Consider the following 22,124-nt stretch of genomic DNA (forward strand, 5'->3'; position numbering starts at 1 on the left):
GGGCCGTATGAAGACCTTGGGTCCATGGCTCGCCTCTCCGTGGCGCCGCTCGGCCGTCGCCGCGCTGACCGGCGCCCTGCCGATGTTCGCGTTTCCCGCGCCGTCGCTGTGGTGGTTCGCGTACGTCGCCCTCGTCCCGTGGATCATGCTGGTCCGTTCCGCGCCGACCGGGAAACGGGCGGCGTACGACGGCTGGTGCGGCGGTTTCGGGTACATGGTGGCGGTGCACCACTGGCTGCTGCCGAGCCTGAACGTCTTCATCTTCGTGCTGGCGGCGCTGCTGGGCGGGCTGTGGATGCCGTGGGGCTGGCTGGTGCGCCGCTTCCTGGGCGGGGTGCCCGGGCCGGGGCAGGTCCTCGCCGGCCTTCTCGTCCTGCCGTCGGCCTGGCTGATGGTGGAGCTGGTGCGCTCCTGGCAGGGTCTGGGCGGCCCCTGGGGCGTACTGGGCTCCAGTCAGTGGCAGGTGGAGCCGGCGCTGCGGCTCGCCTCGGTCGGCGGGGTGTGGCTGCTGAGCTTCCTGGTGGTGGCCGTGAACGTGGCCGTCGCGGTGCTGGTGTGCGTGCGCGAGTCGCGGGTGCCGGCCGTCGCCGGGATCGTCGCGACGGCCGCGGCCACCTCCGTGGCGTGGGTGTGGTCGCCGCGTCCGGACGTCGACGGCCGGGTGCGGGTCGCGGTGGTGCAGCCCGGTGTCGTCGACGGCCCCGACCGGCGCTTCGACCGCGAGGAGCGGCTGACCCGCGAACTCGCCGGGCGCGGCCTCGACCTCATCGTGTGGGGCGAGAGCAGCGTCGGCTACGACCTCGGGCAGCGGCCCGACCTCGCCCGGCGCATCGCCGCGCTGTCCCGGGAGACGAAGGCCGACATCCTCGTCAACGTGGACGCGCGGCGCTCCGACAGGCCCGGCATATACAAGAGTTCCGTCCTCGTCGGCCCGCACGGCCTCACCGGCGACCGCTACGACAAGATGCGCCTGGTGCCCTTCGGCGAGTACATACCGGCCCGCTCGCTGCTCGGCTGGGTCACCTCCGTCGGCAAGGCGGCCGGCGAGGACCGCAGGCGCGGCACGGAACAGGTCGTGATGAACGTCGGGCACGGGCTGCGCGTCGGCCCGATGGTCTGCTTCGAGTCGGCGTTCCCCGACATGAGCCGCCATCTCGCCCAGGACGGCGCCGAGTTGCTGATCGCGCAGTCGGCGACGTCGTCGTTCCAGCAGAGCTGGGCTCCCGAGCAGCACGCCTCGCTGGCCGCCCTGCGCGCCGCGGAGACCGGCCGTCCCATGGTGCACGCGACCCTGACCGGGGTGTCGGCCGTCTATGGTCCGAGCGGGCAGCGGATCGGCTCGTGGGTGGGGACGGACCGCAGCGCGTCCGCGGTGTTCGAGATCCCGCTGGCCCACGGGATCACCCCGTACGTCCGCTACGGCGACTGGCCGGTGCACGGCGCGATCCTGATCCTCGCCGTGTGGTGCGCGACGCAGGGGGTGCGGTCGGTCCGGCTCAGGCGGCCCGGTCCACGACCGCACGTACCACCCGCTCGCACAGTTCGTGAGTCGCCAGTGCGTCCCGGGCGCTGAGCACCTTGCCCGCGCGTACCGCGTCGAGGAAGGCCAGGACGGCCTGCTCGATACCGCGCTGGCGGGCCACCGGCACCCAGTCCCCGCGCCGCCGCACGGTCGGCTGACCCTTGTGGTCGACTATCTCGGCGAGGTTGACCACCTGACGCTTGGTGTCCTGACCGGACACCTCCAGGATCTCCTCCGCCGAGCCGCTGAGCCGGTTCATCACGCCGAGCGCGGTGAAGCCGTCGCCGGCCAGTTGCAGCACCACGTGGTGCAGCAGCCCGTCCTGCACGCGCGCGCGGACCGTCACGTCGTCGACGGGCCCGGGCACCAGGAACCGCAGTGTGTCGACGACGTGGATGAAGTCGTCGAGGATCATCGACCGGGGCTCCTCCGGCAGTCCGATCCGGTTCTTCTGCATGAGGATCAGTTCGCGCGGATGGTCGGCGCACTGCGCGTAGCCGGGTGCGTAGCGCCGGTTGAAGCCGACGGCGAGGGACACACCGCGCTCCTCGGCGAGGGCCACCAGCCGTTCGGAGTCGGCGAGTTCGTAGGCGAGCGGCTTGTCGACGTAGGTCGGCACCCCTGCTTCCAGCAGCCGCGTGACGATCTCGGGGTGCGCGAGGGTGGGCGCGTGCACGAAGGCGGCGTCGAGGTCCTGGGCGAGGAGGGAGTCGAGGTCGCGGTGGCGGCGATCGGCCGTGAGGTGCAGGCTGTCGGCCACCCGGCCGAGCGTGGCGGGCGTGCGGGTCTGCAGGTGCAGCTCGACCCCGGCCAGGGCGCCGAGCACCGGAAGGTAGGCCTTCTGCGCGATGTCGCCGAGTCCGATGCAGCCGACCTTCACGGGGTGTTCTCCTCTAGCGCTTGCCTGCCGTGCTCCTGCCGGAAGCATACGGCGGCTGCGGCGGCCGCCAGTCGGCTATGGAGGCGAAGCCCCGCAGCAGGAGCCCGGGTACGGCGCGCGAGAGTGCGGCGAGGGCCGTGTCCCGGACGGCCGTCAGGGCGCGGTCGGTGCTCATGCTGAACCGGGCCGCCCGGACCGCCTGGCGGGTGATGGCGGTCGTGCGGGGAAGGCGGGCCTCCGTGTAGGCGGCGAGCGCGTCGGCGTGGTGTGCCAGCACGATCGCGTCCTCGACGGCCTGGTTGCCGCCCTGGCCGAGCGTCGGCGGCATGGGGTGCGCGGCGTCGCCGAGCAGTGCGACCCGGCCGTGGTGGAAGGCGGGCAGTGGTGGGGCGAGGTGGTGGACGTCGTGGCGCAGGACGTCCTCGGGGCGGGTGGCGGCGATGACGGCGGGGATCGGGTCGTGCCAGTGGCCGAAGCGCCGCAGGAGTTCGGCCCGCTCGTCGGGCGCTCGCTCGCCCGCCGGGGCGACGGCCGCGGCGTAGGCGTACACCCGGCCGTCCTTGAGCGGGTGCGTGCCCCACAGGCAGCCCCTACCCCAGGTCTCGTGCGAGGCGAACCCGACGCCGGGGAGCGGGACGACCACCCGCCAGGTGGTGAAGCCGGAGAAGACGGGACCGGGGTGCTCGGGGAAGAGACGCTCGCGTACGGCGGAGTGGATGCCGTCCGCCGCAACGACCAGGTCGGCCTCCAGTTCGCCGTCGCGTGTGCGCACGCGGGCCGGGCGGCCGGTGTCACCCGGGTCGGCGAGGGTCGCGGCGGCGTCCGTGCGGACGGTGCCCGGCGGGAGCAGCGCGGCCAGGCTGTCGATGAGGGTGGCCCGGTGCAGCAGGACCAGGGGGCCTCCGAAGCGCCGGGCGGCGGCCTCCGCGCTGGTGCGGGAGAGCCAGCGGCCGGACGGGGTGCGCAGTCCTCCGTCGCCCTGCCAGGCGGCGAGCTCGCGGATCTCGTCGCCCACGCCGATGACGTCCAGGGCGCGCAGGGCGTTGGGGGCGAGGGAGACGGCGGCGCCGACCGGTTCCAGCGAGCCGGCCCGCTCCAGCACGGTGACCTGCACGCCGCGTCGGTGCAGTGCGGCCGCGGCGGTCAGTCCGCCTATGCCGCCGCCGATGACGACGGCTCGTTCCGGCACAGCCATGACTCCTCCGGATGCCGACCCTGGCCACTACAGGTGTAGTGACGCCTGGCCTCGAATGTACTACAGGCGTAGTGATCCGGGTAGGTTGGGCCCCATGCCCGAACGCACCGCCTCCCGTACCGACCGGGTCGCCGACGCCGCTCTCGTCCTGCTCGCCGAGCGCGGGATGCGCGGCCTCACCCACCGGGCGGTCGATGAGACGGCCGGCCTCCCCCAGGGCTCCACGTCCAATGTCGCCCGGACCCGGCAGGCCCTGCTGGAACTGACGGTGCGGCGGCTGGCCGACCGGGAGGCGCGGGTGCTGGCCCTGCACGAACTGCCCGACCCGCGGGCCGGGGCGGCCGCGACGGCCGACGCCCTCGCCCTCGCCACGCACCGGGCCCTGACCCGCAACCGCGAGCTGACCCTCGCCCGCTACGAACTGGCGCTGGAGGCCACCCGCCGCCCCGAACTGCGCGCCCACTTCGACGCGGCCGGCGCCCGCTTCCGCGACCTGCTCACGGCACTGGTGACGGACCTCGGCTCGACGGACCCGGCCCGGCACGCGCTGTCGCTGGCGGCCTGGGCGGACGGGCTGATGTTCTCCTGCGTGGCGGGGTCCTTCAACGCCGAGACGCCCGGTCTGGAGCAGGTCCGGGCGGGGCTGCGGGAACTGCTCGAAGGCATGCTGGACAGCCGATAACCCGTGGTGGCGGGCGGCGGGTTGAACGAGGATGCCGCTATGACGATCGAACGCCGTGAACCGGCCACCACCGCCGACGAACGCACCATGCTGGAGGGCTGGCTGGAGTACCACCGGCAGACGCTGGCCTGGAAGTGCGAGGGTCTGACCGACGCCCAGCTGAGGACCGCCTCCGTGGAGCCGTCCACGCTGTCGCTCATGGGGCTGGTACGGCACATGGCGGACGTGGAGCGCGGCTGGTTCCGCCGGGTCCTCGCGGACGAGGACGCGGGACCGATCCACTTCACCGACGAGGACCCCGACGGCGAGTTCCACCTCACCGAGTCGGACACCTGGACGCGGGCGCGGGACACCTGGCAGACCGAGATCGAGGCCGCGCGCCGTATCGCGGCCGGGTTCGGCCTGGACGACCTCTCCAAGGGCCGGCACCGGCGCACCGGCGAGCAGTTCAACCTCCGCTGGATCTACACCCACATGATCGAGGAGTACGCCCGCCACAACGGCCACGCCGACCTGCTCCGCGAGCGGATCGACGGCGCCACCGGCGACTGACGTCAGCCCGGCCGCCCCCGCGCCCTCCGTACGGGGCCGGAGATCACCCGTGCGGGGCATCCTCCGCCCGTCCGCTGTTCCGCGGGACGGGCCGAGACGCCATCGTTGCGGGGTGCATCGAACGACGACCACCGCAGCGCTCCTGGTCACCGTCGCTGTCGCGGCCCTCACCGGCTGTGTGACGGTCCAGCGCCCGCACGTCTCCGGCCCGCCGCCGACGGCACCGTCCCAGCCGTCGGCGCCGCGCCCGGACGGTGAGCGCGAGCAGCAGACCGTGCAGGCGCCGGCCAAGGAGGCGCTGGAGATGATCGGCCCGTCCCGGCGGGCGGAGCCCAGGACACCGCGGCACCACGGACCGGTGGCGAAGGCGCCCGCGCCGGCCGAGCGGCCGCCCGCGCCCCGCTCCCGGGCGCCGCAGCCGCACCACCGGCACCAGCATCGGCCGCCGCGCGTGGCGGTCCCGGACGTGGGCAGGTCGGTGCCGAAGAACGCGAAGGACCTGTGCGTGCTGGGCCGGCAGTACGGAGACTGGCGTGCGGACAGCCCGGAGTCGGTCATCTGCAAGCAGGCGTACGGGCGTTGAGCCTCCGCGGGGTGCCGGGAAGCATTCGGAAGCGCCGGGCAGCGCCGGGAGATATTCGGAAGCCCCCCCCCGCCCCGTCAGGGCCGTTGTCTCGGTGGCCCCCATGACCCGTCCCCGTCGGCGCCCCGCTCGCCCAGGCTGGACTCCAGCCGGCTGATGGCCGCCCGCACCCCGTCGCCGTACCGGTCGTCGCCGAGCGAGCCGGCGGCGGTTTTGGCCCGGCGCAGATGGGTGCGGGCGGCACCGTCACGGCCGAGTTTGAGGTAGTCGGCGGCCAGGTTCAGGTGCAGGGAGGGGTACAGCGCCCGTACCGCAGGGGCGCTCACGTGCCCGGCGCAGCGCCCCCCGGACAGTTCCTCCGCGGCCGTCAGTGCCCTCAGGTCCCAGGCCAGCTCGTCGGACGGGTCGTCCTGGGCGTCGGCCATGTAGTGGGCCAGGGTGCAGCGGTGCAGCGGGTCGCCGTCCGTGCCGATCTCGGCCCACAGATCGAGGAAGCGGTGCCGGGCCTCCTCACGGTCTCCGGCGTGGTGCAGGATGACGACCTGTCCGATGCGTGTCAGCACGGCGTCCGGCGCCGTCTGCTCCTGTCCCTTGGCCACCGCGCACTCCGCCCACTCGTCGGCTACTGATCACCGACGCTAACCGCAGCGATCGGCATTCGCGGTCAGGCGGCACCGGGCCGGTCCGGTGCGGAACCGGCCCGGGAGCGCTCAGCCCAGGTTCGGCACCGTCCAGTCGATCGGCTCGTGGCCCTGCCGCGCCACCGCCTCGTTGATCTGCGTGAACGGACGGGAGCCGAAGAACTTCTTCGCGGACAGCGGCGAGGGGTGCGCGCCCTTGACCACGGCGTGCCGGGTCTCGTCGATCAGCGGGAGCTTCTTCTGCGCGTAGTTGCCCCACAGCACGAAGACCGCCGGGTCGGGGCGCTCGGCGACCGCGCGGATCACCGCGTCGGTGAACTTCTCCCAGCCCTTGCCCTTGTGCGAGTTCGCCTCGCCGGAGCGGACCGTGAGCACCGCGTTCAGCAGCAGGACGCCCTGCTGGGCCCACGGCATCAGATAGCCGTTGTCCGGGACGGGGGTGCCGAGCTCCTCGTGCATCTCCTTGTAGATGTTGCGCAGGGAGGGCGGGATCTTCACACCGGGGCGGACCGAGAAGCACAGGCCGTGTCCCTGGCCCTCGCCGTGGTACGGGTCCTGACCGAGGATCAGGACCTTCACCTGGTCGTAGGGGGTGGCGTCCAGCGCGGCGAAGACCTCCTCGCGCGGCGGATAGACGGGACCCTTCGCCCGCTCCTCCTCGACGAACTCCGTCAGCTCCTTGAAGTAGGGCTGCTGCAGCTCGTCGCCCAGAACCCCGCGCCAGGACTCGGGCAGCATGGCGATGTCGGTCACGTCAACTTCCTCACGGTGTGCGGTGGAACGCTGTGCGGTCACTTCCAGGTCTCAGAACCTACAGGCGACCACTGACAACGGCCCCGCGCTCACCGAGATCCGCCCGCTACCAGCTGGTCTTGCGGGACAGCTCACCCATCATCATGATCGTCGACGGGTCCAGCGCCTGCTCCGCGCCGGAGATGTCGTCGCTGGCGGCCACGAACTGCTTGCCTTGCCACAGCGGCAGCAACCGGGCGTCGTCGACGAGGATCTTCTGCGCCTGCTCGAAGTCCGAGACGACGTTGGCGCGGTCGCTCACACTGCGCGAGCGGGGCAGCAGCACGCCGGTGATCTCGGGCGCCGGGTAGGGGGTGCCGAGGGCGTTCTGCTTGCCCACGAAGGGCGCGATGAAGTTGTCGGGGTCCGGGAAGTCGGGGAACCAGCCGCGCCCGAAGACCGGGTACTCGCCCTTCTGGTAGCCGGTGACGTACGTCTTCCAGGGCCGGTCCTTGAGGGTCACCGTGAACAGGCCGGAGTCCTCCAGCTGGCGCTTGATCTCGGCGAACTCCGGCTTGGTCTGCGAGCCGTAGCGGTCGCTGGTGTACCAGAGGGTGAGCGGGACGCGCTGGGTGATGCCGGCGGTGGTGAGGATCTTGCGGGCCTTGGCCGCGCTGGGGCTGCCGAAGTCGTCGAAGAAGTCCGTCGTGTGACCGGTCAGGCCCTTGGGGACCATCGAGTACAGCGGCTCGACGGTGTCCTTGTAGACCTTGTGCGCGATCGCGCCGCGGTCGATGACCTGGGCGACGGCCTTGCGCACCGCGGCCTTCCCGGCCCAGGGGTCCTTGGGGTTGAAGACCAGGTAGTTGATCTCGATGCCGGAGCCCTCGATGAGCTGCAGGCTGCCGTCCGTGTTGTGCTTCTGCAGCCCGACGATGTCGTCGGCGTCGAGGCCGCGGAAGGCGACGTCGAGGCTGCCCTTCTTGAGGTCGGCGACCATGGGGGCCGACTCCCGGTAGTAGCGGATGGTCACCGCGTCGTTCTTGCGCTCGGCGGCGCCCTTGTAGCTGTCGTTCTTGGCGAGTTCGGCGCGCTTGCCGTCCTCGTAGGAGCGCAGGGTGTACGGCCCGGAGCCGTAGACCTTGTCGTCCTTGCGCAGGGAGGAGGCGGGGTACTCCTCCGGGTCCACGATGGACATCGCGGGCGTGGCGAGCACGAACGGGAAGGTGGCGTCCGGCTTGTTGAGGTGGAAGACGATCTCGCTGTCGCCGAGCACCTGGACCCGGTCGAGGCTGCCGAGCAGGCCCGCGGGGCCGCCGTTGAGGTTGATCTTCCTGATGCGGTCGATGGAGTACTTCACTGCCGCGGCGTCGAGCGTGTGCCCGTCGGAGAACTTCAGGCCGGAGCGCAGCCGGCATCTGTACGTTCTGTTCGAACTGTCCGCGAAGCGGCAGCTCTCCGCCGCGTCGGGCTGCGGAGTGGTCGCGCCCGACGGGTAGCTGAGCAGTGTTTGGTAAATGTTCCGGAACAACTCCCAGGACTGGTCCCAGGAGGCGGCGGGATCCAGTGTGCTGGGGGCACTGGTGGTGCCGACGGTGATCGGCCCCTTGCTGTCGGAGGAGTCCGACGACAGGACCCCGCAGCCGGTCACCAGGGACGATATGGACGCGATGGCCGCCGCCTGACGCAGGCGTCGCTTCCGGTTGAACACGCGCTCGCTCCTCGATCTGCCGTACCAAGGGTCGGCAGACCATACCGCAGGGCAACGGGGGTTGAACCCGCCGCGTACAAGGGGCTTGATCAGCTTGTTTATGACGACGTTGTCATCGCCGCGCACCCCTTCCCTACGACGACGAGGGCGCCGTTTCCGTCAAGGAAACAGCGCCCTCGGGTGCCCGATCGTTACCCTCGCGGGCGGGTTTCTCAGCCCACTCCGGCGTTCAGGAAGATGCCGCCGTCGACCACGAGCGTCTGGCCGGTGACCCAGTCGGACTGCTCGGAGGTGAGGAACGCCGCGGCGCCGCCGATGTCGGACGGTACGCCGAGCCGGGCCAGCGGGTAGGCGGCGGCCGCCTCGGCCTCCCGGCCCTCGTACAGGGCCTGGGCGAACTTGGTCTTGACGACGGCCGGGGCGATCGCGTTGACCCGCACCTTGGGCGCGAACTCGTGCGCCAGCTGCTGCGTCAGGTTGATCAGCGCGGCCTTGCTGACGCCGTAGGCGGCGATGAAGGGCGAGGGCGCGAGGCCCGCGACGGAGGCGATGTTGACGATGGCGCCGCCGTTGTCCTTCTGCCAGGCGTGCCAGGTCTTCTGCGCGAAGCCGAGCGCGGAGATCACGTTGGTCTCGAAGACCTTGCGCGCCACGTTCAGGTCGAGGTCGGCGATCGGGCCGAACACCGGGTTGGTACCGGCGTTGTTGACCAGGAAGTCGACGCGGCCGAAGGCCTCCATGGTGCGCTCGACGGCCTCGGTCTGGTGGTCCAGGTCGTGCGCCTTGCCGGCGATGCCGATGACGCGGTCGGCGCCGAGCTTGTCGACGGCCTCCTTCAGGGCGTCCTCGTTGCGGCCGGTGATGGCCACGCGGTCGCCGCGGGCGACGAGCGCCTCGGCGACGCCGTAGCCGATGCCGCGGCTGGCGCCCGTGACGAGGGCGACCTTGCCGGAGAGTGCGGGCAGTTCAGTCATGGCTGGGAGTTCTCCTAGTCGAGCGGTCCGCCGGCGACGTACAGCACCTGGCCGGAGACGAATCCGGCCGCCTCGCCGGTGAAGAAGGCGATGGCGTTGGCGATGTCGTCCGGCTCGCCCACCCGGGCGACGGGGATCTGGGTGGCCGCGGCGGCCTTGAAGTCCTCGAAGCCCATGCCGACGCGGTCGGCGGTGGCCTTGGTCATCTCGGTGGCGATGAAGCCGGGGGCGACGGCGTTGGCGGTGACGCCGAACTTGCCGAGCTCCTTGGCGAGGGTCTTGGTGAAGCCCTGCAGACCGGCCTTGGCGGCCGAGTAGTTGACCTGGCCGCGGTTGCCGAGCGCCGAGGAGGAGGACAGGTTGACGATGCGGCCGAAGCCCGCGTCGACCATGTGCTTCTGGCAGGCCTTCGACATCAGGAAGGCGCCGCGCAGGTGGACGTTCATGACGGTGTCCCAGTCGGAGACGCTCATCTTGAACAGCAGGTTGTCGCGCAGCACGCCCGCGTTGTTGACCAGGATGGTCGGCGCGCCGAGTTCCTCGGCGATGCGGGCGACGGCGGCCTCGACCTGCGCCTCGTCGGAGACGTCGCAACCGACCGCGATGGCCTTGCCGCCGGCGGCGGTGATCTTCTCGACGGTGTCCTTGCAGGCCCCCTCGTCGAGGTCGATGACGGCGACCGCGCGGCCCTCGGCGGCCAGTCGTACGGCGGTGGCGGCCCCGATGCCGCGTGCTCCGCCGGTGACCACGGCTACCCGCTGCTCAGTGGTGGACATTGCTGCTTCTCCTCGCCCTCGAGAGAACCTGCGGCGCGGTGAGCGACCGCTTAGTACCTTCGTCGCACGTGACGCTAGAAGCCCTGGCACGCGGTGTCAACGCCACACGGGCCCGGTGTGATCGATTACCTCACCAGCAGGTCGAGCAGTCGCTCCGTCTCGGCCGCCGGATCGGCGGTGAGCCCAGTGTGCACCGGTCCGGGCCGCACGACCGTGGAGCGCGGCGCGACGAGCCACCGAAAACGCCGTCCGGCGTCCTCTCCGGCGGCTTGCCCGGCCGCTCCTCCCCCGCCGCAGACCCGCTCGACGGCGCCCAGCGCCGCCCGGATCCCGGCCACGTCGGCCCGCGGGTCCAAGGCGAGCAGCCGCGCCTCGTCGAGATGGGTGCGGGCGCCGACGTACGCCTTCGCGCGGCAGTACAGCAGGACGCCGGCGTTGATGCACTCGCCGCGCTCGGCGCGGGGCACGACGCGCAGCAGCGCGTACTCGAAGACGTCCCGGTCGTTGGCCTCGCTGCCCCGGATGATGTGCCGCTCGACCACGGAGCCGGCCATGTGGATGTGGCGCTCGCTCACTTGCCTGCCTCGATTCCCGTGATGCGCTCGTGGACGGACGTGGCCCGGGCCAGCAGCGGCCGGGCGTAGGCGCGCCGGAGGTCGTCCGGCGTGTCGAAGCCGGGCTCGCCGGCCAGCCAGACGTCCGGGACCTCGGCGGTGACCTCGGCGAGGAGGTCCTCGGTGATCTGCGGGGCCAGCTCGGCGGCGGCCCGGGCGACGTCCGGCGCGAAGGGCTTCAGGGCGTGGTCGGAGGCGTCGTACGGGCGGGCGGCGGAGGCCTCGGCCCCGGGCCAGTTGTGGTGCCAGATCATGGTGGCGCCGTGGTCGATGAGCCACAGCTCGCCGCGCCACATCAGCAGGTTGGGGTTGCGCCAGGAGCGGTCGACGTTGTTGATCAGCGCGTCGAACCACAGGACCCGGCCGGCCTCCTCGGGGCTCACCTCGAAGGCGAGCGGGTCGAAGCCGAGGGCGCCCGGGAGGAAGTCCATGCCGAGGTTGGTGCCGCCGCTGGACCGCAGCAGCTCCTGCACCTGCTGGTCCGGCTCGCCGAGGCCCACCACCGGGTCGAGGTCGAGCGTCACCAGGCGGGGCATCCGGAAGCCCAGCCGACGGGCCAGTTCGCCGCAGACGACCTCGGCGACCAGGGTCTTGCGGCCCTGTCCGGCGCCGGTGAACTTCATGACGTACGTCCCGAAGTCGTCCGCCTCGACGAGCCCCGGCAGCGAGCCGCCCTCGCGCAGGGGCGTGATGTACCGGGTCGCGATGACTTCCTTGAGCATCGCCCCAGGTTACTGGCCGACAGCGAACCGACAGCTCAGGTTTACCCCGACCTGAACTCGAACGCGTTTAGATCTCGACATCGTCTACATCGGCTGAACAACCAACGGCTCCGGCCCGTACCCCTGTCCAGATCTACGAAGCTTGCTATGAAGGGACGTCGGCATGACGACCAGCGAATCGCTTCCCCCCACCGCGGCGCCCGGCCGCCGGACCGTCGTGGCGGCGGTCGGCGCGGCCGGGCTCGCCGTCGCGCTGACCGCGTGCGGCTCCTCCGACGACGACTCCGCCTCGTCCGGCTCGAACACCCAGGCCGGCGCGAACACGACCGGCGGCACCACCGGCGACACCGGCGCGAGCGCCTCGGCCGGCTCGGGCGGCGGCGAGGCCGTGGCGAAGACCGCCGACATCCCCGAGGGCGGCGGCAAGATCTTCAAGGACAAGGCCGTGGTGGTCACCCAGCCGGCCTCGGGCACCTTCAAGGCGTTCTCCACCAAGTGCCCGCACGCGGGGTGCGCGGTGAGCAGCATCGCGAACGGCGTCATCGTCTGCCCGTGCCACGGCAGTCAGTTCTCCGTCGAGGACGGCAGCGTGAAGAAGGGCCCGGCGACCTCGGGGCTGACGGCCGAGAAGGTGACCGTGAGCGGGGACTCGATCACGCTGTCCTGACCCGGCCGCGCCCGGGCCGTCGCAGGCAGTCCAGCACCTCGTCCGTGGTCGCGACCGTGGCGACCAGGGCGAGGGTGTGCCGGATCATCGCGGGGGTGTAGTCGGAGGGGACCCCCGCGACGGCGTCGGACGGCACCACGGCGGTGTAGCCGCGGTTGACCGCGTCGAAGACGGCGTTGGGGATCGCCACGTTGGCCGAGACGCCGGTGACGACGAGCGTGCGGCAGCCCAGGTTGCGCAGCAGCGCGTCGACGTCGGTGCCCTGGATCGGGGACAGTCCGTGCAGCCGTCGTACGACGAGGTCCTCCTCGGCCACCTCGATCGGGGCGGCCACCCGGACCGCCGCGCTGCCGGTCAGCTGCTGGACGGGGAGGCGCTCGGCGGCCCGGAAGAGGCGGGCGTTGCGGCTCGCGCCGCGGCCGTCCGGACGCCGTTCGGCGACGGCGTGCAGGACCTGGACACCGCCGGCGTGCGCCGCGGCGACCAGGCGTGCGATGTTGGCGAGGACGCCGGACGCGCGTGCCTCACGGGCGAGTTCGGGCAAGGCGCTGTCGGGGCCGACGACACCCTGCTGGCACTCCACGGTGAGCAGCACGGTCGTGGCGGGGTCGAGGAGTTGGCTGAGCTTTTCGTACGACGGCACGGTTCCCCCTGGTCGCCTGCGGGTTCCCAGCGGGCGCGAGAGTAGCCACCATTGCGCGAGGACGGAAGACGACCCATCCTTTTCTGACGTGATGTCAGAGGATCATCCGAGTTCCTCTGACACGACGTGAGAGAAGAGGGGGACACATGACCGTCACTCAGCGTCGGGGCCGGAAGATCATGATGACGCCCGGCGAGCTGGACGAGTTCCTCGTGAGCCAGCGCACCTGCCGGGTCGCCACCGTGTCCAAGGACGGTGCTCCGCACGTCAGCACCCTGTGGTTCGCCTGGGACGGCACGTCGCTGTGGCTGTACTCCGTCGTGCGCAGCAAGCGGTGGACCGACCTGCGCCGCGACCCGCGGGTCGCGATCGTGGTGGACACGGGCGAGGAGTACGAGGAGCTGCGCGGCGTCGAGCTGTCGGGATCGGTCGAGTTCGTCGGCGAGTTCCCGCGCACCGGCGAGCTGTGCGCCGAACTCGACGTCCCCGAGACGCTGTTCGCGCGCAAGAACTTCGGCCTGGAGGAGATGCCGCACGACGGCCGGCACGCCTGGGTGCGGCTGACCCCGGACAAGATCGTCTCCTGGGACTTCCGCAAGCTGGGGCCTGCCTAGCCCAGGGTCCGCCTAGCCGACGGTCCGTCCCGCCTCCTGCAACGCCTCCACCGCCGCCCGGATCGACGGGCGGCGGTCGGCGTCCGCGCGCCAGACGGCGTAGATCTGGCGCCGTACCGGCTGCCGTACGGGCACGGTGCGCACGCCCTCCGGGACCGGTCCGCGCCCCAGTCTCGGCGCCACGCACACTCCCAACCCCGCTCCGACGAGCGCGAGTTGGGTGGGGTGCTCCTCGGCGCGGTGGGCGACGCGCGGTTCGATGCCCTTGGAGCGCAGGGTGTGGATCAGCCACTCGTGGCAGAACTCGTTCTCGTTCCAGGTGACCCAGTCGTCGTCGGCGAAGTCCTCCAGGTCCACCTCCGCGCGGTCCGCGTGCCGGTGGCCGGCGGGCATGGCCACGTCGGCGGTGTCGTCGAGGATGACGGCCTTGACCAGTCCCTCCGGCATCGGCAGCGGCCTGTTGTACCAGTCCAGGACGACGGCGAGGTCGAAGTCGCCGCGCATCACGGCGAGCACGGCCGGCTCGGGCTCCATCTCACGCGAGGTGGTGCGCAGGCCCGGGTGCGCCTTGCGCAGCTGCGCGAGGGCGAGGGGGAACAGGCCGCGCGCGGCGGTCGGGAACGCGGCCAGGCGGAGTTCGCCGACCACCTCCCCGCGGTGCGCCTCCAGGTCGGACTGGGCGAGCTCGACCTGGGAGAGGATGCGGGCCGCGTGCTCCGCGAGCAGCCGGCCGGCGTCGGTGAGCCGTACGCCCCGGCCGTTCTTGGCGACGAGCTGCTGACCCACCTCCCTTTCCAGCTTGGACAGTTGCTGCGAGACGGCCGACGTCGTCACGTGCATGCCCTCGGCCGCGCCACTGACCGAGCCGTGCCGGGCGAGGGCGTCGAGGGTGCGCAGGCGCTCCAGGTTCAACATGTAAGCGATGCTACGAGATACCCGGAGCAGATGTCGCTTGTGCTACGAGATGGCCGTGCCGCATGGTTACGCTCATGACCACCGCGACCACGGCCCGGACCTCCGCGCCCGCCCCCGTCCGCCGCCCCGCCCTCGACTGGCGGCTGCGCTTCGGCGCCCTGTCCCTGATCTGGGGCTTCAGCTTCCTGCTGATCAAGGTCGGGACGGACGGGTACGCGCCGTTCCAGGTCACGCTGGGCCGGCTGGTGTTCGGGACGGGGGTGCTCGCGCTGGCGATGGCGGTCAAGCGGGCCCGGCTGCCCCGCGGGCTGCGGACGTGGGGGCATCTGGCGGTGGCCGCGTTCCTGCTGAACGCGCTGCCGTTCTCGTTGTTCGCGTACTCGGAGCTGACGATCCCGTCCACGCTGGCGGGGATCTGCAACGCGACCTCGCCGTTGTGGGGCATGGCGCTGTCCCTGGTCGCACTGTCCGAGGACCGGCCGTCCCGGGTGCGGGTGGCGGGGCTGGGGATCGGGTTCCTGGGGGTGCTGACCGTCCTCGGTGCCTGGCAGGGGTTCCACGGGCTGGACGGCAGGGGGACGGCGATGGCGCTGCTGGCCTCGCTGAGCTATCCGGTCGGATGGATCTACGTCCGCCGCACGCTCGCCGGGTCCGGGTACTCGCATCTGTCGCTGACCGGCGCGCAGTTGCTGGTGGCGACGGTGCAACTGGCTGTGGTGACGCCCTTGTTCACGACGGTGCCGGGGCGGATCGCTGTGGTGCCCTTGCTCGCCGTCGCCGCGTTGGGGGCGTTGGGCACCGGGTTGGCCGTTCTCATCCAGTACGGGCTGGTCGCCGAGGTCGGACCGACGACGGCTCAGATGGTCACGTACTTCATTCCGGTCATCGCCACGGGGGCGGGGGTCGCGATCCTCGGGGAGTCGCTGAGGTGGTCCACGCCGGTGGGGGCGGTGATCGTGCTGGCGGGGGCGGCGTTGACGCAGGTGCGGGGCAGGGGCGCGTAGGGAGGTGGGGGTGGGGTGCATTGGCGGGTGCGGGTGGGAGGGGGCTGGTCGCGCAGTTCCCCGCGCCCCTAGGGGGTGGCGGTCGCCCCCCTGTACGTAATTGCCGGAACGCGGGTGCGGGTGCCAGGGGGCTTGGCGCGCAGTTCCCCGCGCCCCTGAGGGGGTGACGGTCGCCGCCTATACGTAATTTCGGGTGGGTGAGGGGTTCACTGCTCTTGCCACCGCTTCTGCCAGTGAGGGGACCTCTTCGGGGGGCAGGGTCGAGATCGTGATGCGGATGCCCGGTGGGGCGTTCAGGCGGAAGCGGGCGCCCGGGGCCACCGCCCAGCCCGCGTGCAGGAGGCGGGCGACGGCGCCCGTCTCGTCGGGGACCGGGATCCAGACGTTCATGCCGCTGCGGCCGTGGGCCTCCACGCCCCGGTCCGCCAGCGCCTCGATCAGCAGGTCACGCCGGTCGCGGTACGCCGCCGCCACCGCCCGCGGGTCGAACGTGCCGTCGTTCCACAGGCCGACCACGGCGCGCTGGGTGACGCGGCTGACCCAGCCGGGGCCCAGACGGTGGCGGCCCGTGACCCGGTCGACCGTGGTGGCGTCGCCGGTGAGGACGGCCAGGCGGAGGTCGGGGCCGTAGGCCTTGGCGACCGAGCGGACGAACGCCCAGTGGCGGGTGACGGCGGCGAGGGGATGCAGGGGGAGGTCGACGATGCCGTGGCCGTGGTCGTCCTCGATCAGGAGAACCTCCGGGTGGTCACGAAGGACGGCGCGCAAGGCACGCGCGCGCGTGGCGGTCACCGCGGCGCCGGTCGGGTTCTGGGCGCGGTCCGTGACGACGAGCGCCCGGGCGCCGGCGTCGAGGGCGCGCCGGACGTCGGCGGGGCGCGGCCCGTCGTCGTCGACGCCGACCGGGGCCGTGCGCAGGCCGAGGGCGGGGACCAGGTCGAGGAGGCTGCCCCAGCCCGGGTCCTCCACGGCGACCGTGTCGCCCGGCTTGAGGTGGGCGGCGAGGACCCGCTCGATGGCGTCCAGCGAGCCGGAGAGCACGGCCACCGGGCCGTCCGGCACCGCGTCGGCGTCGAGTCGGGCCCGCGCGATTCTTGCCAGCTCCGGGTCGACCAGGGCCTCGCCGTACAGCACGGGCTGCCGGTCGTGCTCGTCGGCCGCCGCCGCGAAGGCCCTGCCCAGCGGTGGCAGCAGGGCCGGATCCGGGTTGCCGTTCGCCACGTCCCGCACCCCGTCGGGCACGTCCATCCGCACGTACTCGCGGCCCGTGGTGGCCGGCTTGGCGCGCACCCGGCTGCCCCGGCGCCCGGCGGTCTCGATCACCCCGCGCTCGCGCAGGATGCGGTAGGCGGCCGCGACCGTATTGGGATTCACTCCCAGATCCGCTGCCAACTCCCGCATCGGAGGGAGCAGTTCGCCAGGGTCCAGCTCCCCCGCGCCCACCGCGCGCTCGACGCTCGCCGCAATCCCGGCTGCGCCCCGACCCTCGATCCGATATCCTCCTAGCACAAACGAGATTATGCACTAGTGCAATATCGCTTCGCAAGCCGAGGAACCACGGAGACCGCCATGCAGGGGACCGCCCAGCCGACATCGCAGGCCGCCGCCTACACGCCGACCGACCGCACCGTCCCCACCCGTTCCGCGGAACGGGCCTCGTACGACAAGGAACTGGTGCACGCGATACTCGACGAGGGGTACGTGTGCCATCTGGGCTTCGTGCGGGACGGGGCCCCGGTGGTGCTGCCGACGCTGTACGGGCGGGTCGGCGACCGGCTGTACGTGCACGGCTCGACCGGGTCGCGCCCGCTGCGGATGACCGGCCAGGCCGACCCGGGGCTGCCGGTGTGCCTGACCGTCACGCACGTGGACGCGCTGATCCTGGCCCGTTCCGCCTTCCACCACTCGATCAACTACCGCTCGGTCGTGGTGCACGGGATCGCCCACGACGTGACCGACCCCGAGGAGAAGCGGGCGGCGCTGGACGCGCTGGTCGACCACGTCGTGCCCGGGCGGGCGGCGGACTCCCGGCCCGCGAGCAAGAAGGAGCTGGCCGCGACCGCCGTGATCCGGCTGGACCTGGACGAGGTCTCCGCCAAGCTCCGCACCGGCGGGGTGAACGACGAGCCCGAGGACCTGGCCCTCCCCCACTGGGCGGGCGTCGTCCCGCTGCGCAAGGGCTACGAGACCCCCGTCGCCGACGGCGACCTGGCCCCCGGCATCGGCCTCCCCGACTACCTGGCGGTGCCGTGATGCTCATCCATCCCTGGGACGCGGCACACGACGACGCCGAGTGGCAACGGTGGCTCGCCGTGCACGACTTCGGGCAGCTCGCCGTGAACGGTCCACCGGGTGAGGCGCCGTACGTCCAGCCGCTGCACTTCCTCTACGACGCCGAGCGCGCCGAGGTCCTCACCCATCTCGCCCGGCCCAACCCGCTGTGGGCCGTCCTGGAGGCGGGACCCGAGGTGCTGCTGAGCGTGGTCGACGACTACGTCTACGCACCCGGGTACTGGCAGGTCGCGCCGGACGAGCCGGCCGAGCACGGCACGCCGACGAGCTACTACGCGGCCGTGCAACTCCGCTGCCGCGCCCACGTGGTGGACGACCCCACCGAGAAGGCCGCACTGCTCAACCGTCAGCTCGGGCACTTCCAGCCGGAGGGCGGCTCGGCGGAGGTCGCGGTGGGAGAGGTGCCCTACGGCAGGCTGCTGTCCGGTCTGCGCGGGCTGCGGCTCGAAGTCGTCGACGTGCGGGCCAAGTTCAAGTACGCGGGCCGCAAGCCCCAGGTGCAGGAACGGGTGCTGGCGGGGCTGGCCGAGCGGGACGGCCCGCGGGACGCCGCCGCACGCGAGCATCTGCTGCGCCGGCGCGGGGTGTGACACGAACGGCCTCGCCGACGCAGATCACTGAGGAGAGGGACCTCACGGGGGAGGGTCCCTCTCCGACCCTCGCCCCGGCTCGCTAGGCGGCGGTCTCGCGGGCCGGCACGCCGCTCTCCGCGGCGGCCCGGCCACCGGCCACCGGCGCGCCCGAGCCCTTCGCCGGCGCCGACGACTGGGCGATGAACGCGCCCACCAGGACGATCACGCCGCCGACGATCTGGGGTGCCGAGAGGTGCTCGCCGAGCAGCACCCAGGCCAGGACGGTGGCGATGACCGCCTCGAGGCAGGCCACGACCCCCGCGACCTGCGGGGACAGGCGCCGCACCGACAGCACCCCCGTGACGTAGGCCAGGACGGTGGCGACGAGGACGATCCAGGCCAGCAGCAGAGCGGCGGGGACCGGGTCGCCGTCCATGCGGGCGGTACCGGTCAGCACCGTCCAGTCCATGGTCCACGGACGGGCCACGGCGGTCAGGACGAGGGCGCCGATCAGCAGGCCGTACGCGATGACACCGAGCGGGTCCGGCGCGTCCTCGCCCGCGTCGCTGCCCTGGTCGGACAGGACGAAGTAGCCGACCTGGCAGCAGGCGGCACCGAGCGCCAGCAGCAGGCCCAGCGCGTCGAAGCCCAGGCCCGCCCAGATCTCGACGACGCACGCCAGGCCGCCGACCGCGAGGACCACGCCGAGCGCGGCGGCACGGGTGACCGGACGCCGCTGCACGAACCGCACCCAGCCCAGCACCAGGCCGGGCGCGAGGTACTCGACGAGCAGCGCGACCCCGACGGGGATACGGGACAGGGCGGCGAAGTAGCAGGCCTGCACACCGGCCACCGCCAGCAGACCGAAGCCCACGAGCAGGACCGGACGGCGGCGCAGCAGGGCGCGGTGCCGCACGGCGACCGGCAGCATCACCAGGGCCGCGCCCGCCACCCGCAGCCAGACCACGTGCAGCGGGTCGAGCCCGGCCTCGATCAGCGGCTTGGCCGCGACACCCGACCCGCCGAAGGCGACGGCGGACGCCAGCGCCAGCCCGAGCCCGGCTCCCTTGCCGTGGCTTCCCCGACTGTTCTCAGACCTGTGCACGGGCACATGATGACAGGCGGCGACATGAGCGTCACCCCCGTTGACACCTGTCTCACCGACTGGACGTGCCGTGCGGTCGCGGGGGCGGGACTCGGCGGCCGGACGTCACCGGGAGTCGGCCGGCGGCCGCTCGACGCGGGCGAGGATCTGGTCGCTGCCGATCCCGGCGCGATCCAGGACCTCCACGGCCCGGGCCTGCCGGTCGACGACGAGCGCGGCCAGCAGGTCGGTGCCCAGCGCGGCGCCGTCACCCCGGGCGGCGGCGCGCTCGCGGGCGTACGCCATGGCGCCCGCGGCCAGCGGTGACATCCCGTCCGCCGCCGTCACCACGGGCACGGCCCCGGAGTCCTCGACCGAGCCCTGCCAGCGCAGTCCGTAGCCGATACTGCGCTGCACCAGGTAGCCGAGCAGCCGGGCCAGACCGTGCCCCTCGCCGAAGACGGCGCGCGCCTGGGGGTCGTGCTCGAGCAGCGAGTGCAGCAGGTGAGCCGTGTCGATCTGCCGGTCCCCGTCGCGCAGCGCCCGGCGGCGGGCACCGGTGACGACCGCCGCCAGCTCGGCGCTGAGACGGGCGTCGTTGTCCGGGCGCGGTCCGGCGGGCTGCTCGCCGACCTGCTGCCGGGGGATACGGGGTTGCACACCCCTCACCCCATCAGCCTCTCCGCCTCCGGTCATCCCCGAGGGGAAGCATTTCGGCGTCCCACACAGAGTGGACCCGGGGCGCGGGAATCTCCTCCTTACGGAGGAGATCAGGCCGAGGTGCCCCGAGGGACGTGTCGGTTCGCGCCGCGCGCCCGGCACGCAACCGGAATGCCCCCTCTCACGTCCGACAGGTGCATGGCGCGCGGGAGCTGGCTGGTCGCCCTGCCGGCCGTCGCCGGCAAGCAGTACGTGTACCGGGTGTACGCCCCGGACGACGCGCTGCCCGCCGACCTGTTCTGGGACGCCTGGCACTGCCACGACGAGAGCGCCCTCCCGCGCGCGTGCGACGTGTTCGACGCCGCGGTGATCGAACGGGTCGGCCGACCGCCGGGGGCGGGCGGTCGCCCTCCACAATTCCTGACGGTTCATCAGTATTGAATGTTGCGACCTCTGCGGTTACTTTCCGCGACACCACAGCCCGACACGAAGAGGTGGTCGCATGCCCGAAATCAGCGCGGAGGCACGGATCGAGGCGCCGGCCGAGAAGGTCTGGGCACAGCTCACCGACTGGCCCGCCTACGGCGAGTGGAACGCCACGCACACGAGCTTTCCACAGGGCGGCCCGGCCTCCCTCGAGGTGGGCGGGACCTTCCAGGAGAACATGAAGCTGATGGGCTTCCCGGCCGAGGTCGAGTGGACCGTCACGGAGCTGGAACCGGCCCGGGTCCTCGCCATCAGGGGCAAGGGCCCGATGGCGGTGACCGTGGCCACCCGCTACACCCTGGCCCCCGACGGCGACGCCACGAAGGTCCGTATCGACGGCGAGTTCACGGGCGCCGCGGTCACGCTGATGGCGGGCAGGCTGAAGGACTCTGGCACGGCCGCCCTCAACGAGTCGCTGCGCAAGCTCGCCGGGCTGGTGTCCTGACCGGCGCGGACACGGGAAGGCGCCCCGCGGAGTGCTCCGCGGGGCGCCTTCGTCGCCGTACGACCCTCAGTCCTCGTCGGCGAGGATCAGGTACAGCTTCTTGCGGGCCTCGTTGATGACGGCCACCGCCTTCTCGCGCTGCTCCTTGCTGCCCGTCTTCCAGACCTGGCCGAAGGCCTCCATCAGGCCGAAGCCGGCCTGGCGGATCTCACCGAGCGCCTCGAAGTCGATGCCGCGGGAGGCTTCCTCCCAGGGCGCGTCCGGGCCCTCGTCGGCCGCGGTGCGGCCGGAATCGGTGAGCGAGAAGAGCTTCTTGCCGCCCTCGCTCGCGCTGGTGATCAGACCCTCGTCCTCCAGCAACTGGAGGGTGGGGTACACCGAGCCGGGACTGGGCTTCCACGCCCCGCCACTGCGCTCGGCGATCTCCTGGATCATCTCGTAGCCGTGCATCGGCCGGTCCCTGAGCAGGGCGAGGATCGATGCCCGTACGTCGCCGCGCCGCGCCCTCCCCCTCGGTCCGCCGCGTCCTCGCGGCCCCCAGGGGCCCGGGCCGAAGCCGGGTCCGCCGAAACCGAAGCCCGGACCACCCGGGCCGCCGGGGCCGCCAGGCCCGAAGGGGCCGAAGGCGCCACGACGGCCCTCCGGACCACCTCGGCCACGAGAGCCCCGTCCACCGTGTCCACGTTCGAATCCGTGGGAACGCATCGCCATCACTCCATTCCATCGTTGATCTGTCGCGATGCGTCAACGATATATCGGAACTGTTCGGATGACAAGACCCGGAGAAAGGCCGTGCCCAGGGGGCTAGAGCCAGTTGGCCCAGCCGAAGGTGAAGAGATAAGCGCGGCGCCCCGCCTCCCGGCCACGCCGGCCGTGAAGGAACATGACGGCGAGCGCGGCGAGGAAGAGCAGGGCGAAGGCTCCGGCCACGAGGGCTCCGGTGGCCGGCCCCGCGGACAGGCCCACGAGCACGCTCGCCACGACGACGATGCCCAGGCCGAGGTGCGCGGCGGGCAGGTCGGCCCTGATCAGCTCGCGCAGCGTCCTGCGCGCCGCCCGCAGGTCGGAGTCGTACCGCTCCCGCGCCGCTTCCGGATCGGCGGCGGGGCCCTCGGGCCACCGTGGTGTCATGGTCCCCTTCTCCCCCTCGACGCCTGG

General features: G+C 72.3%; 26 protein-coding genes and 1 pseudogene. 11 read left to right on the forward strand and 16 right to left on the reverse strand.

Annotated features, from left to right (window positions below; translation table 11 throughout):
• Nucleotides 1-7 precede the first annotated feature (7 nt).
• Nucleotides 8-1,573, forward strand: a complete 1,566-nt coding sequence (gene lnt / locus LN251_RS00135) for an apolipoprotein N-acyltransferase (protein ID WP_458242545.1) — start codon at nt 8-10, stop codon at nt 1,571-1,573.
• Here lnt and LN251_RS00140 read toward each other — a convergent pair.
• Entirely contained in the window at nt 1,497-2,402 is a 906-nt protein-coding gene (locus tag LN251_RS00140; protein ID WP_458242546.1) for a Gfo/Idh/MocA family protein, read from the reverse strand. The two genes, lnt and LN251_RS00140, sit on opposite strands and share 77 nt — an antisense overlap.
• Nucleotides 2,403-2,415: 13 nt before the next feature.
• On the reverse strand, nt 2,416-3,597 hold the full coding sequence (locus tag LN251_RS00145; protein ID WP_458242547.1) for an FAD-dependent monooxygenase: 1,182 nt from the start codon (nt 3,595-3,597) through the stop codon (nt 2,416-2,418).
• 94 nt (nt 3,598-3,691) lie between these two features.
• Between LN251_RS00145 and LN251_RS00150 the strand changes: the two genes are divergently transcribed.
• The 3 genes from LN251_RS00150 to LN251_RS00160 all read left to right on the forward strand — a co-directional run bounded on the left by LN251_RS00150 (nt 3,692) and on the right by LN251_RS00160 (nt 5,414).
• Nucleotides 3,692-4,279, forward strand: a complete 588-nt coding sequence (locus tag LN251_RS00150; RefSeq protein ID WP_458242548.1) for a TetR/AcrR family transcriptional regulator — start codon at nt 3,692-3,694, stop codon at nt 4,277-4,279.
• A gap of 39 nt (nt 4,280-4,318) precedes the next feature.
• The gene (locus LN251_RS00155) at nt 4,319-4,831 is read left to right on the forward strand and encodes a DinB family protein (RefSeq protein WP_458242549.1); all 513 of its coding nucleotides are present in this window, start codon (nt 4,319-4,321) and stop codon (nt 4,829-4,831) included.
• Between the two features lie 112 nt (nt 4,832-4,943).
• Nucleotides 4,944-5,414 carry a hypothetical protein gene (locus LN251_RS00160; protein WP_458242550.1) on the forward strand — a complete coding sequence of 157 codons (471 nt, stop codon included), beginning with the start codon at nt 4,944-4,946 and terminating at the stop codon, nt 5,412-5,414.
• 77 nt (nt 5,415-5,491) lie between these two features.
• Here the strand turns inward: LN251_RS00160 and LN251_RS00165 are convergent, their stop codons facing one another.
• The 7 genes from LN251_RS00165 to LN251_RS00195 form a co-directional block, all read right to left on the reverse strand.
• Nucleotides 5,492-6,013 carry a hypothetical protein gene (locus LN251_RS00165; protein ID WP_458242551.1) on the reverse strand — a complete coding sequence of 174 codons (522 nt, stop codon included), beginning with the start codon at nt 6,011-6,013 and terminating at the stop codon, nt 5,492-5,494.
• 111 nt (nt 6,014-6,124) lie between these two features.
• Nucleotides 6,125-6,808, reverse strand: coding sequence for a uracil-DNA glycosylase (gene ung / locus LN251_RS00170; protein ID WP_058926650.1), 684 nt, complete (start codon nt 6,806-6,808; stop codon nt 6,125-6,127).
• A 106-nt stretch (nt 6,809-6,914) separates the two neighbouring features.
• The gene (locus LN251_RS00175) at nt 6,915-8,498 is read right to left on the reverse strand and encodes an ABC transporter substrate-binding protein (protein WP_458242552.1); all 1,584 of its coding nucleotides are present in this window, start codon (nt 8,496-8,498) and stop codon (nt 6,915-6,917) included.
• 212 nt (nt 8,499-8,710) lie between these two features.
• Nucleotides 8,711-9,472 (reverse strand): SDR family oxidoreductase, encoded by a 762-nt coding sequence (locus LN251_RS00180; protein WP_458242553.1) that lies wholly within the window; start codon nt 9,470-9,472, stop codon nt 8,711-8,713.
• A 14-nt stretch (nt 9,473-9,486) separates the two neighbouring features.
• A complete protein-coding gene (gene fabG, locus LN251_RS00185; protein WP_058926647.1) occupies nt 9,487-10,248 on the reverse strand; it encodes a 3-oxoacyl-ACP reductase FabG in 762 nt (253 codons plus the stop codon).
• Between the two features lie 125 nt (nt 10,249-10,373).
• Complete coding sequence (locus LN251_RS00190) at nt 10,374-10,823, reverse strand: DUF3037 domain-containing protein (protein ID WP_458242554.1); 450 nt, start codon at nt 10,821-10,823, stop codon at nt 10,374-10,376.
• On the reverse strand, nt 10,820-11,584 hold the full coding sequence (locus LN251_RS00195; RefSeq protein ID WP_458242555.1) for a HipA family kinase: 765 nt from the start codon (nt 11,582-11,584) through the stop codon (nt 10,820-10,822). The genes LN251_RS00190 and LN251_RS00195 overlap by 4 nt, the downstream gene beginning before the upstream one ends.
• A 163-nt stretch (nt 11,585-11,747) precedes the next feature.
• Here LN251_RS00195 and LN251_RS00200 point away from each other — a divergent pair, with 163 nt between their 5' ends.
• Nucleotides 11,748-12,251 carry a Rieske (2Fe-2S) protein gene (locus tag LN251_RS00200; RefSeq protein ID WP_458242556.1) on the forward strand — a complete coding sequence of 168 codons (504 nt, stop codon included), beginning with the start codon at nt 11,748-11,750 and terminating at the stop codon, nt 12,249-12,251.
• On the opposite strand, the gene LN251_RS00205 is transcribed toward LN251_RS00200, so the two are convergent.
• A complete protein-coding gene (locus tag LN251_RS00205) occupies nt 12,238-12,894 on the reverse strand; it encodes a cysteine hydrolase (RefSeq protein ID WP_458242557.1) in 657 nt (218 codons plus the stop codon). The genes LN251_RS00200 and LN251_RS00205 overlap by 14 nt on opposite strands.
• Before the next feature lie 146 nt (nt 12,895-13,040).
• Between LN251_RS00205 and LN251_RS00210 the strand changes: the two genes are divergently transcribed.
• Nucleotides 13,041-13,508, forward strand: coding sequence for a pyridoxamine 5'-phosphate oxidase family protein (locus LN251_RS00210; protein ID WP_058926642.1), 468 nt, complete (start codon nt 13,041-13,043; stop codon nt 13,506-13,508).
• Nucleotides 13,509-13,520: 12 nt separating this feature from the next.
• Here the strand turns inward: LN251_RS00210 and LN251_RS00215 are convergent, their stop codons facing one another.
• Entirely contained in the window at nt 13,521-14,423 is a 903-nt protein-coding gene (locus tag LN251_RS00215) for a LysR family transcriptional regulator (RefSeq protein WP_458242558.1), read from the reverse strand.
• Between the two features lie 74 nt (nt 14,424-14,497).
• On the opposite strand from LN251_RS00215, the gene LN251_RS00220 reads away from it, so the two are divergent.
• Nucleotides 14,498-15,427, forward strand: a complete 930-nt coding sequence (locus LN251_RS00220; protein ID WP_458242559.1) for a DMT family transporter — start codon at nt 14,498-14,500, stop codon at nt 15,425-15,427.
• A 177-nt stretch (nt 15,428-15,604) separates the two neighbouring features.
• Here LN251_RS00220 and LN251_RS00225 read toward each other — a convergent pair whose 3' ends face one another.
• Nucleotides 15,605-16,936 (reverse strand): aminotransferase class I/II-fold pyridoxal phosphate-dependent enzyme, encoded by a 1,332-nt coding sequence (locus tag LN251_RS00225; protein ID WP_458242560.1) that lies wholly within the window; start codon nt 16,934-16,936, stop codon nt 15,605-15,607.
• A gap of 60 nt (nt 16,937-16,996) precedes the next feature.
• On the opposite strand from LN251_RS00225, the gene LN251_RS00230 reads away from it, so the two are divergent.
• Together LN251_RS00230 and LN251_RS00235 are read left to right on the forward strand one after the other, a co-directional pair.
• A complete protein-coding gene (locus LN251_RS00230; RefSeq protein ID WP_458242561.1) occupies nt 16,997-17,680 on the forward strand; it encodes a pyridoxamine 5'-phosphate oxidase family protein in 684 nt (227 codons plus the stop codon).
• Nucleotides 17,680-18,309 (forward strand): FMN-binding negative transcriptional regulator, encoded by a 630-nt coding sequence (locus LN251_RS00235; protein ID WP_458242562.1) that lies wholly within the window; start codon nt 17,680-17,682, stop codon nt 18,307-18,309. Before LN251_RS00230 ends, LN251_RS00235 begins: the two co-directional genes overlap by 1 nt.
• 82 nt (nt 18,310-18,391) lie before the next feature.
• Here LN251_RS00235 and LN251_RS00240 read toward each other — a convergent pair whose 3' ends face one another.
• Together LN251_RS00240 and LN251_RS00245 are read right to left on the reverse strand one after the other, a co-directional pair.
• Nucleotides 18,392-19,402: an EamA family transporter gene (locus tag LN251_RS00240; protein ID WP_458242563.1), complete on the reverse strand. Its 1,011-nt coding sequence runs from the start codon at nt 19,400-19,402 to the stop codon at nt 18,392-18,394.
• Between the two features lie 99 nt (nt 19,403-19,501).
• Nucleotides 19,502-20,035 carry a Clp protease N-terminal domain-containing protein gene (locus LN251_RS00245; protein ID WP_458242564.1) on the reverse strand — a complete coding sequence of 178 codons (534 nt, stop codon included), beginning with the start codon at nt 20,033-20,035 and terminating at the stop codon, nt 19,502-19,504.
• Between the two features lie 198 nt (nt 20,036-20,233).
• On the opposite strand from LN251_RS00245, the pseudogene LN251_RS00250 reads away from it, so the two are divergent.
• Nucleotides 20,234-20,419 (forward strand): annotated as a pseudogene (locus LN251_RS00250) (hypothetical protein); the annotation flags it as partial.
• 118 nt (nt 20,420-20,537) lie between these two features.
• Nucleotides 20,538-20,966 (forward strand): type II toxin-antitoxin system Rv0910 family toxin, encoded by a 429-nt coding sequence (locus LN251_RS00255; protein ID WP_458242565.1) that lies wholly within the window; start codon nt 20,538-20,540, stop codon nt 20,964-20,966.
• Between the two features lie 66 nt (nt 20,967-21,032).
• Here the strand turns inward: LN251_RS00255 and LN251_RS00260 are convergent, their stop codons facing one another.
• Together LN251_RS00260 and LN251_RS00265 are read right to left on the reverse strand one after the other, a co-directional pair.
• Nucleotides 21,033-21,671 (reverse strand): PadR family transcriptional regulator, encoded by a 639-nt coding sequence (locus LN251_RS00260; protein WP_458242566.1) that lies wholly within the window; start codon nt 21,669-21,671, stop codon nt 21,033-21,035.
• A 99-nt stretch (nt 21,672-21,770) separates the two neighbouring features.
• Nucleotides 21,771-22,097, reverse strand: a complete 327-nt coding sequence (locus LN251_RS00265) for a hypothetical protein (protein ID WP_458242567.1) — start codon at nt 22,095-22,097, stop codon at nt 21,771-21,773.
• Nucleotides 22,098-22,124: the final 27 nt, after the last annotated feature.

Source organism: Streptomyces sp. MAI_2237 (genome assembly GCF_054189285.1).

Excerpts from the sequence above, each read along its gene's own strand:
- lnt (WP_458242545.1), top strand. The coding sequence starts at position 8 with ATGAAGACCTTGGGTCCATGGCTCGCCTCTCCGTGGCGCCGCTCGGCC.
- LN251_RS00145 (WP_458242547.1), bottom strand. The coding sequence starts at position 3,597 with ATGGCTGTGCCGGAACGAGCCGTCGTCATCGGCGGCGGCATAGGCGGA.
- LN251_RS00150 (WP_458242548.1), top strand. The coding sequence starts at position 3,692 with ATGCCCGAACGCACCGCCTCCCGTACCGACCGGGTCGCCGACGCCGCT.
- LN251_RS00155 (WP_458242549.1), top strand. The coding sequence starts at position 4,319 with ATGACGATCGAACGCCGTGAACCGGCCACCACCGCCGACGAACGCACC.
- LN251_RS00180 (WP_458242553.1), bottom strand. The coding sequence starts at position 9,472 with ATGACTGAACTGCCCGCACTCTCCGGCAAGGTCGCCCTCGTCACGGGC.
- fabG (WP_058926647.1), bottom strand. The coding sequence starts at position 10,248 with ATGTCCACCACTGAGCAGCGGGTAGCCGTGGTCACCGGCGGAGCACGC.
- LN251_RS00195 (WP_458242555.1), bottom strand. The coding sequence starts at position 11,584 with ATGCTCAAGGAAGTCATCGCGACCCGGTACATCACGCCCCTGCGCGAG.
- LN251_RS00200 (WP_458242556.1), top strand. The coding sequence starts at position 11,748 with ATGACGACCAGCGAATCGCTTCCCCCCACCGCGGCGCCCGGCCGCCGG.
- LN251_RS00210 (WP_058926642.1), top strand. The coding sequence starts at position 13,041 with ATGACCGTCACTCAGCGTCGGGGCCGGAAGATCATGATGACGCCCGGC.
- LN251_RS00215 (WP_458242558.1), bottom strand. The coding sequence starts at position 14,423 with ATGTTGAACCTGGAGCGCCTGCGCACCCTCGACGCCCTCGCCCGGCAC.
- LN251_RS00220 (WP_458242559.1), top strand. The coding sequence starts at position 14,498 with ATGACCACCGCGACCACGGCCCGGACCTCCGCGCCCGCCCCCGTCCGC.
- LN251_RS00230 (WP_458242561.1), top strand. The coding sequence starts at position 16,997 with ATGCAGGGGACCGCCCAGCCGACATCGCAGGCCGCCGCCTACACGCCG.
- LN251_RS00235 (WP_458242562.1), top strand. The coding sequence starts at position 17,680 with ATGCTCATCCATCCCTGGGACGCGGCACACGACGACGCCGAGTGGCAA.
- LN251_RS00255 (WP_458242565.1), top strand. The coding sequence starts at position 20,538 with ATGCCCGAAATCAGCGCGGAGGCACGGATCGAGGCGCCGGCCGAGAAG.
- LN251_RS00260 (WP_458242566.1), bottom strand. The coding sequence starts at position 21,671 with ATGCGTTCCCACGGATTCGAACGTGGACACGGTGGACGGGGCTCTCGT.
- LN251_RS00265 (WP_458242567.1), bottom strand. The coding sequence starts at position 22,097 with ATGACACCACGGTGGCCCGAGGGCCCCGCCGCCGATCCGGAAGCGGCG.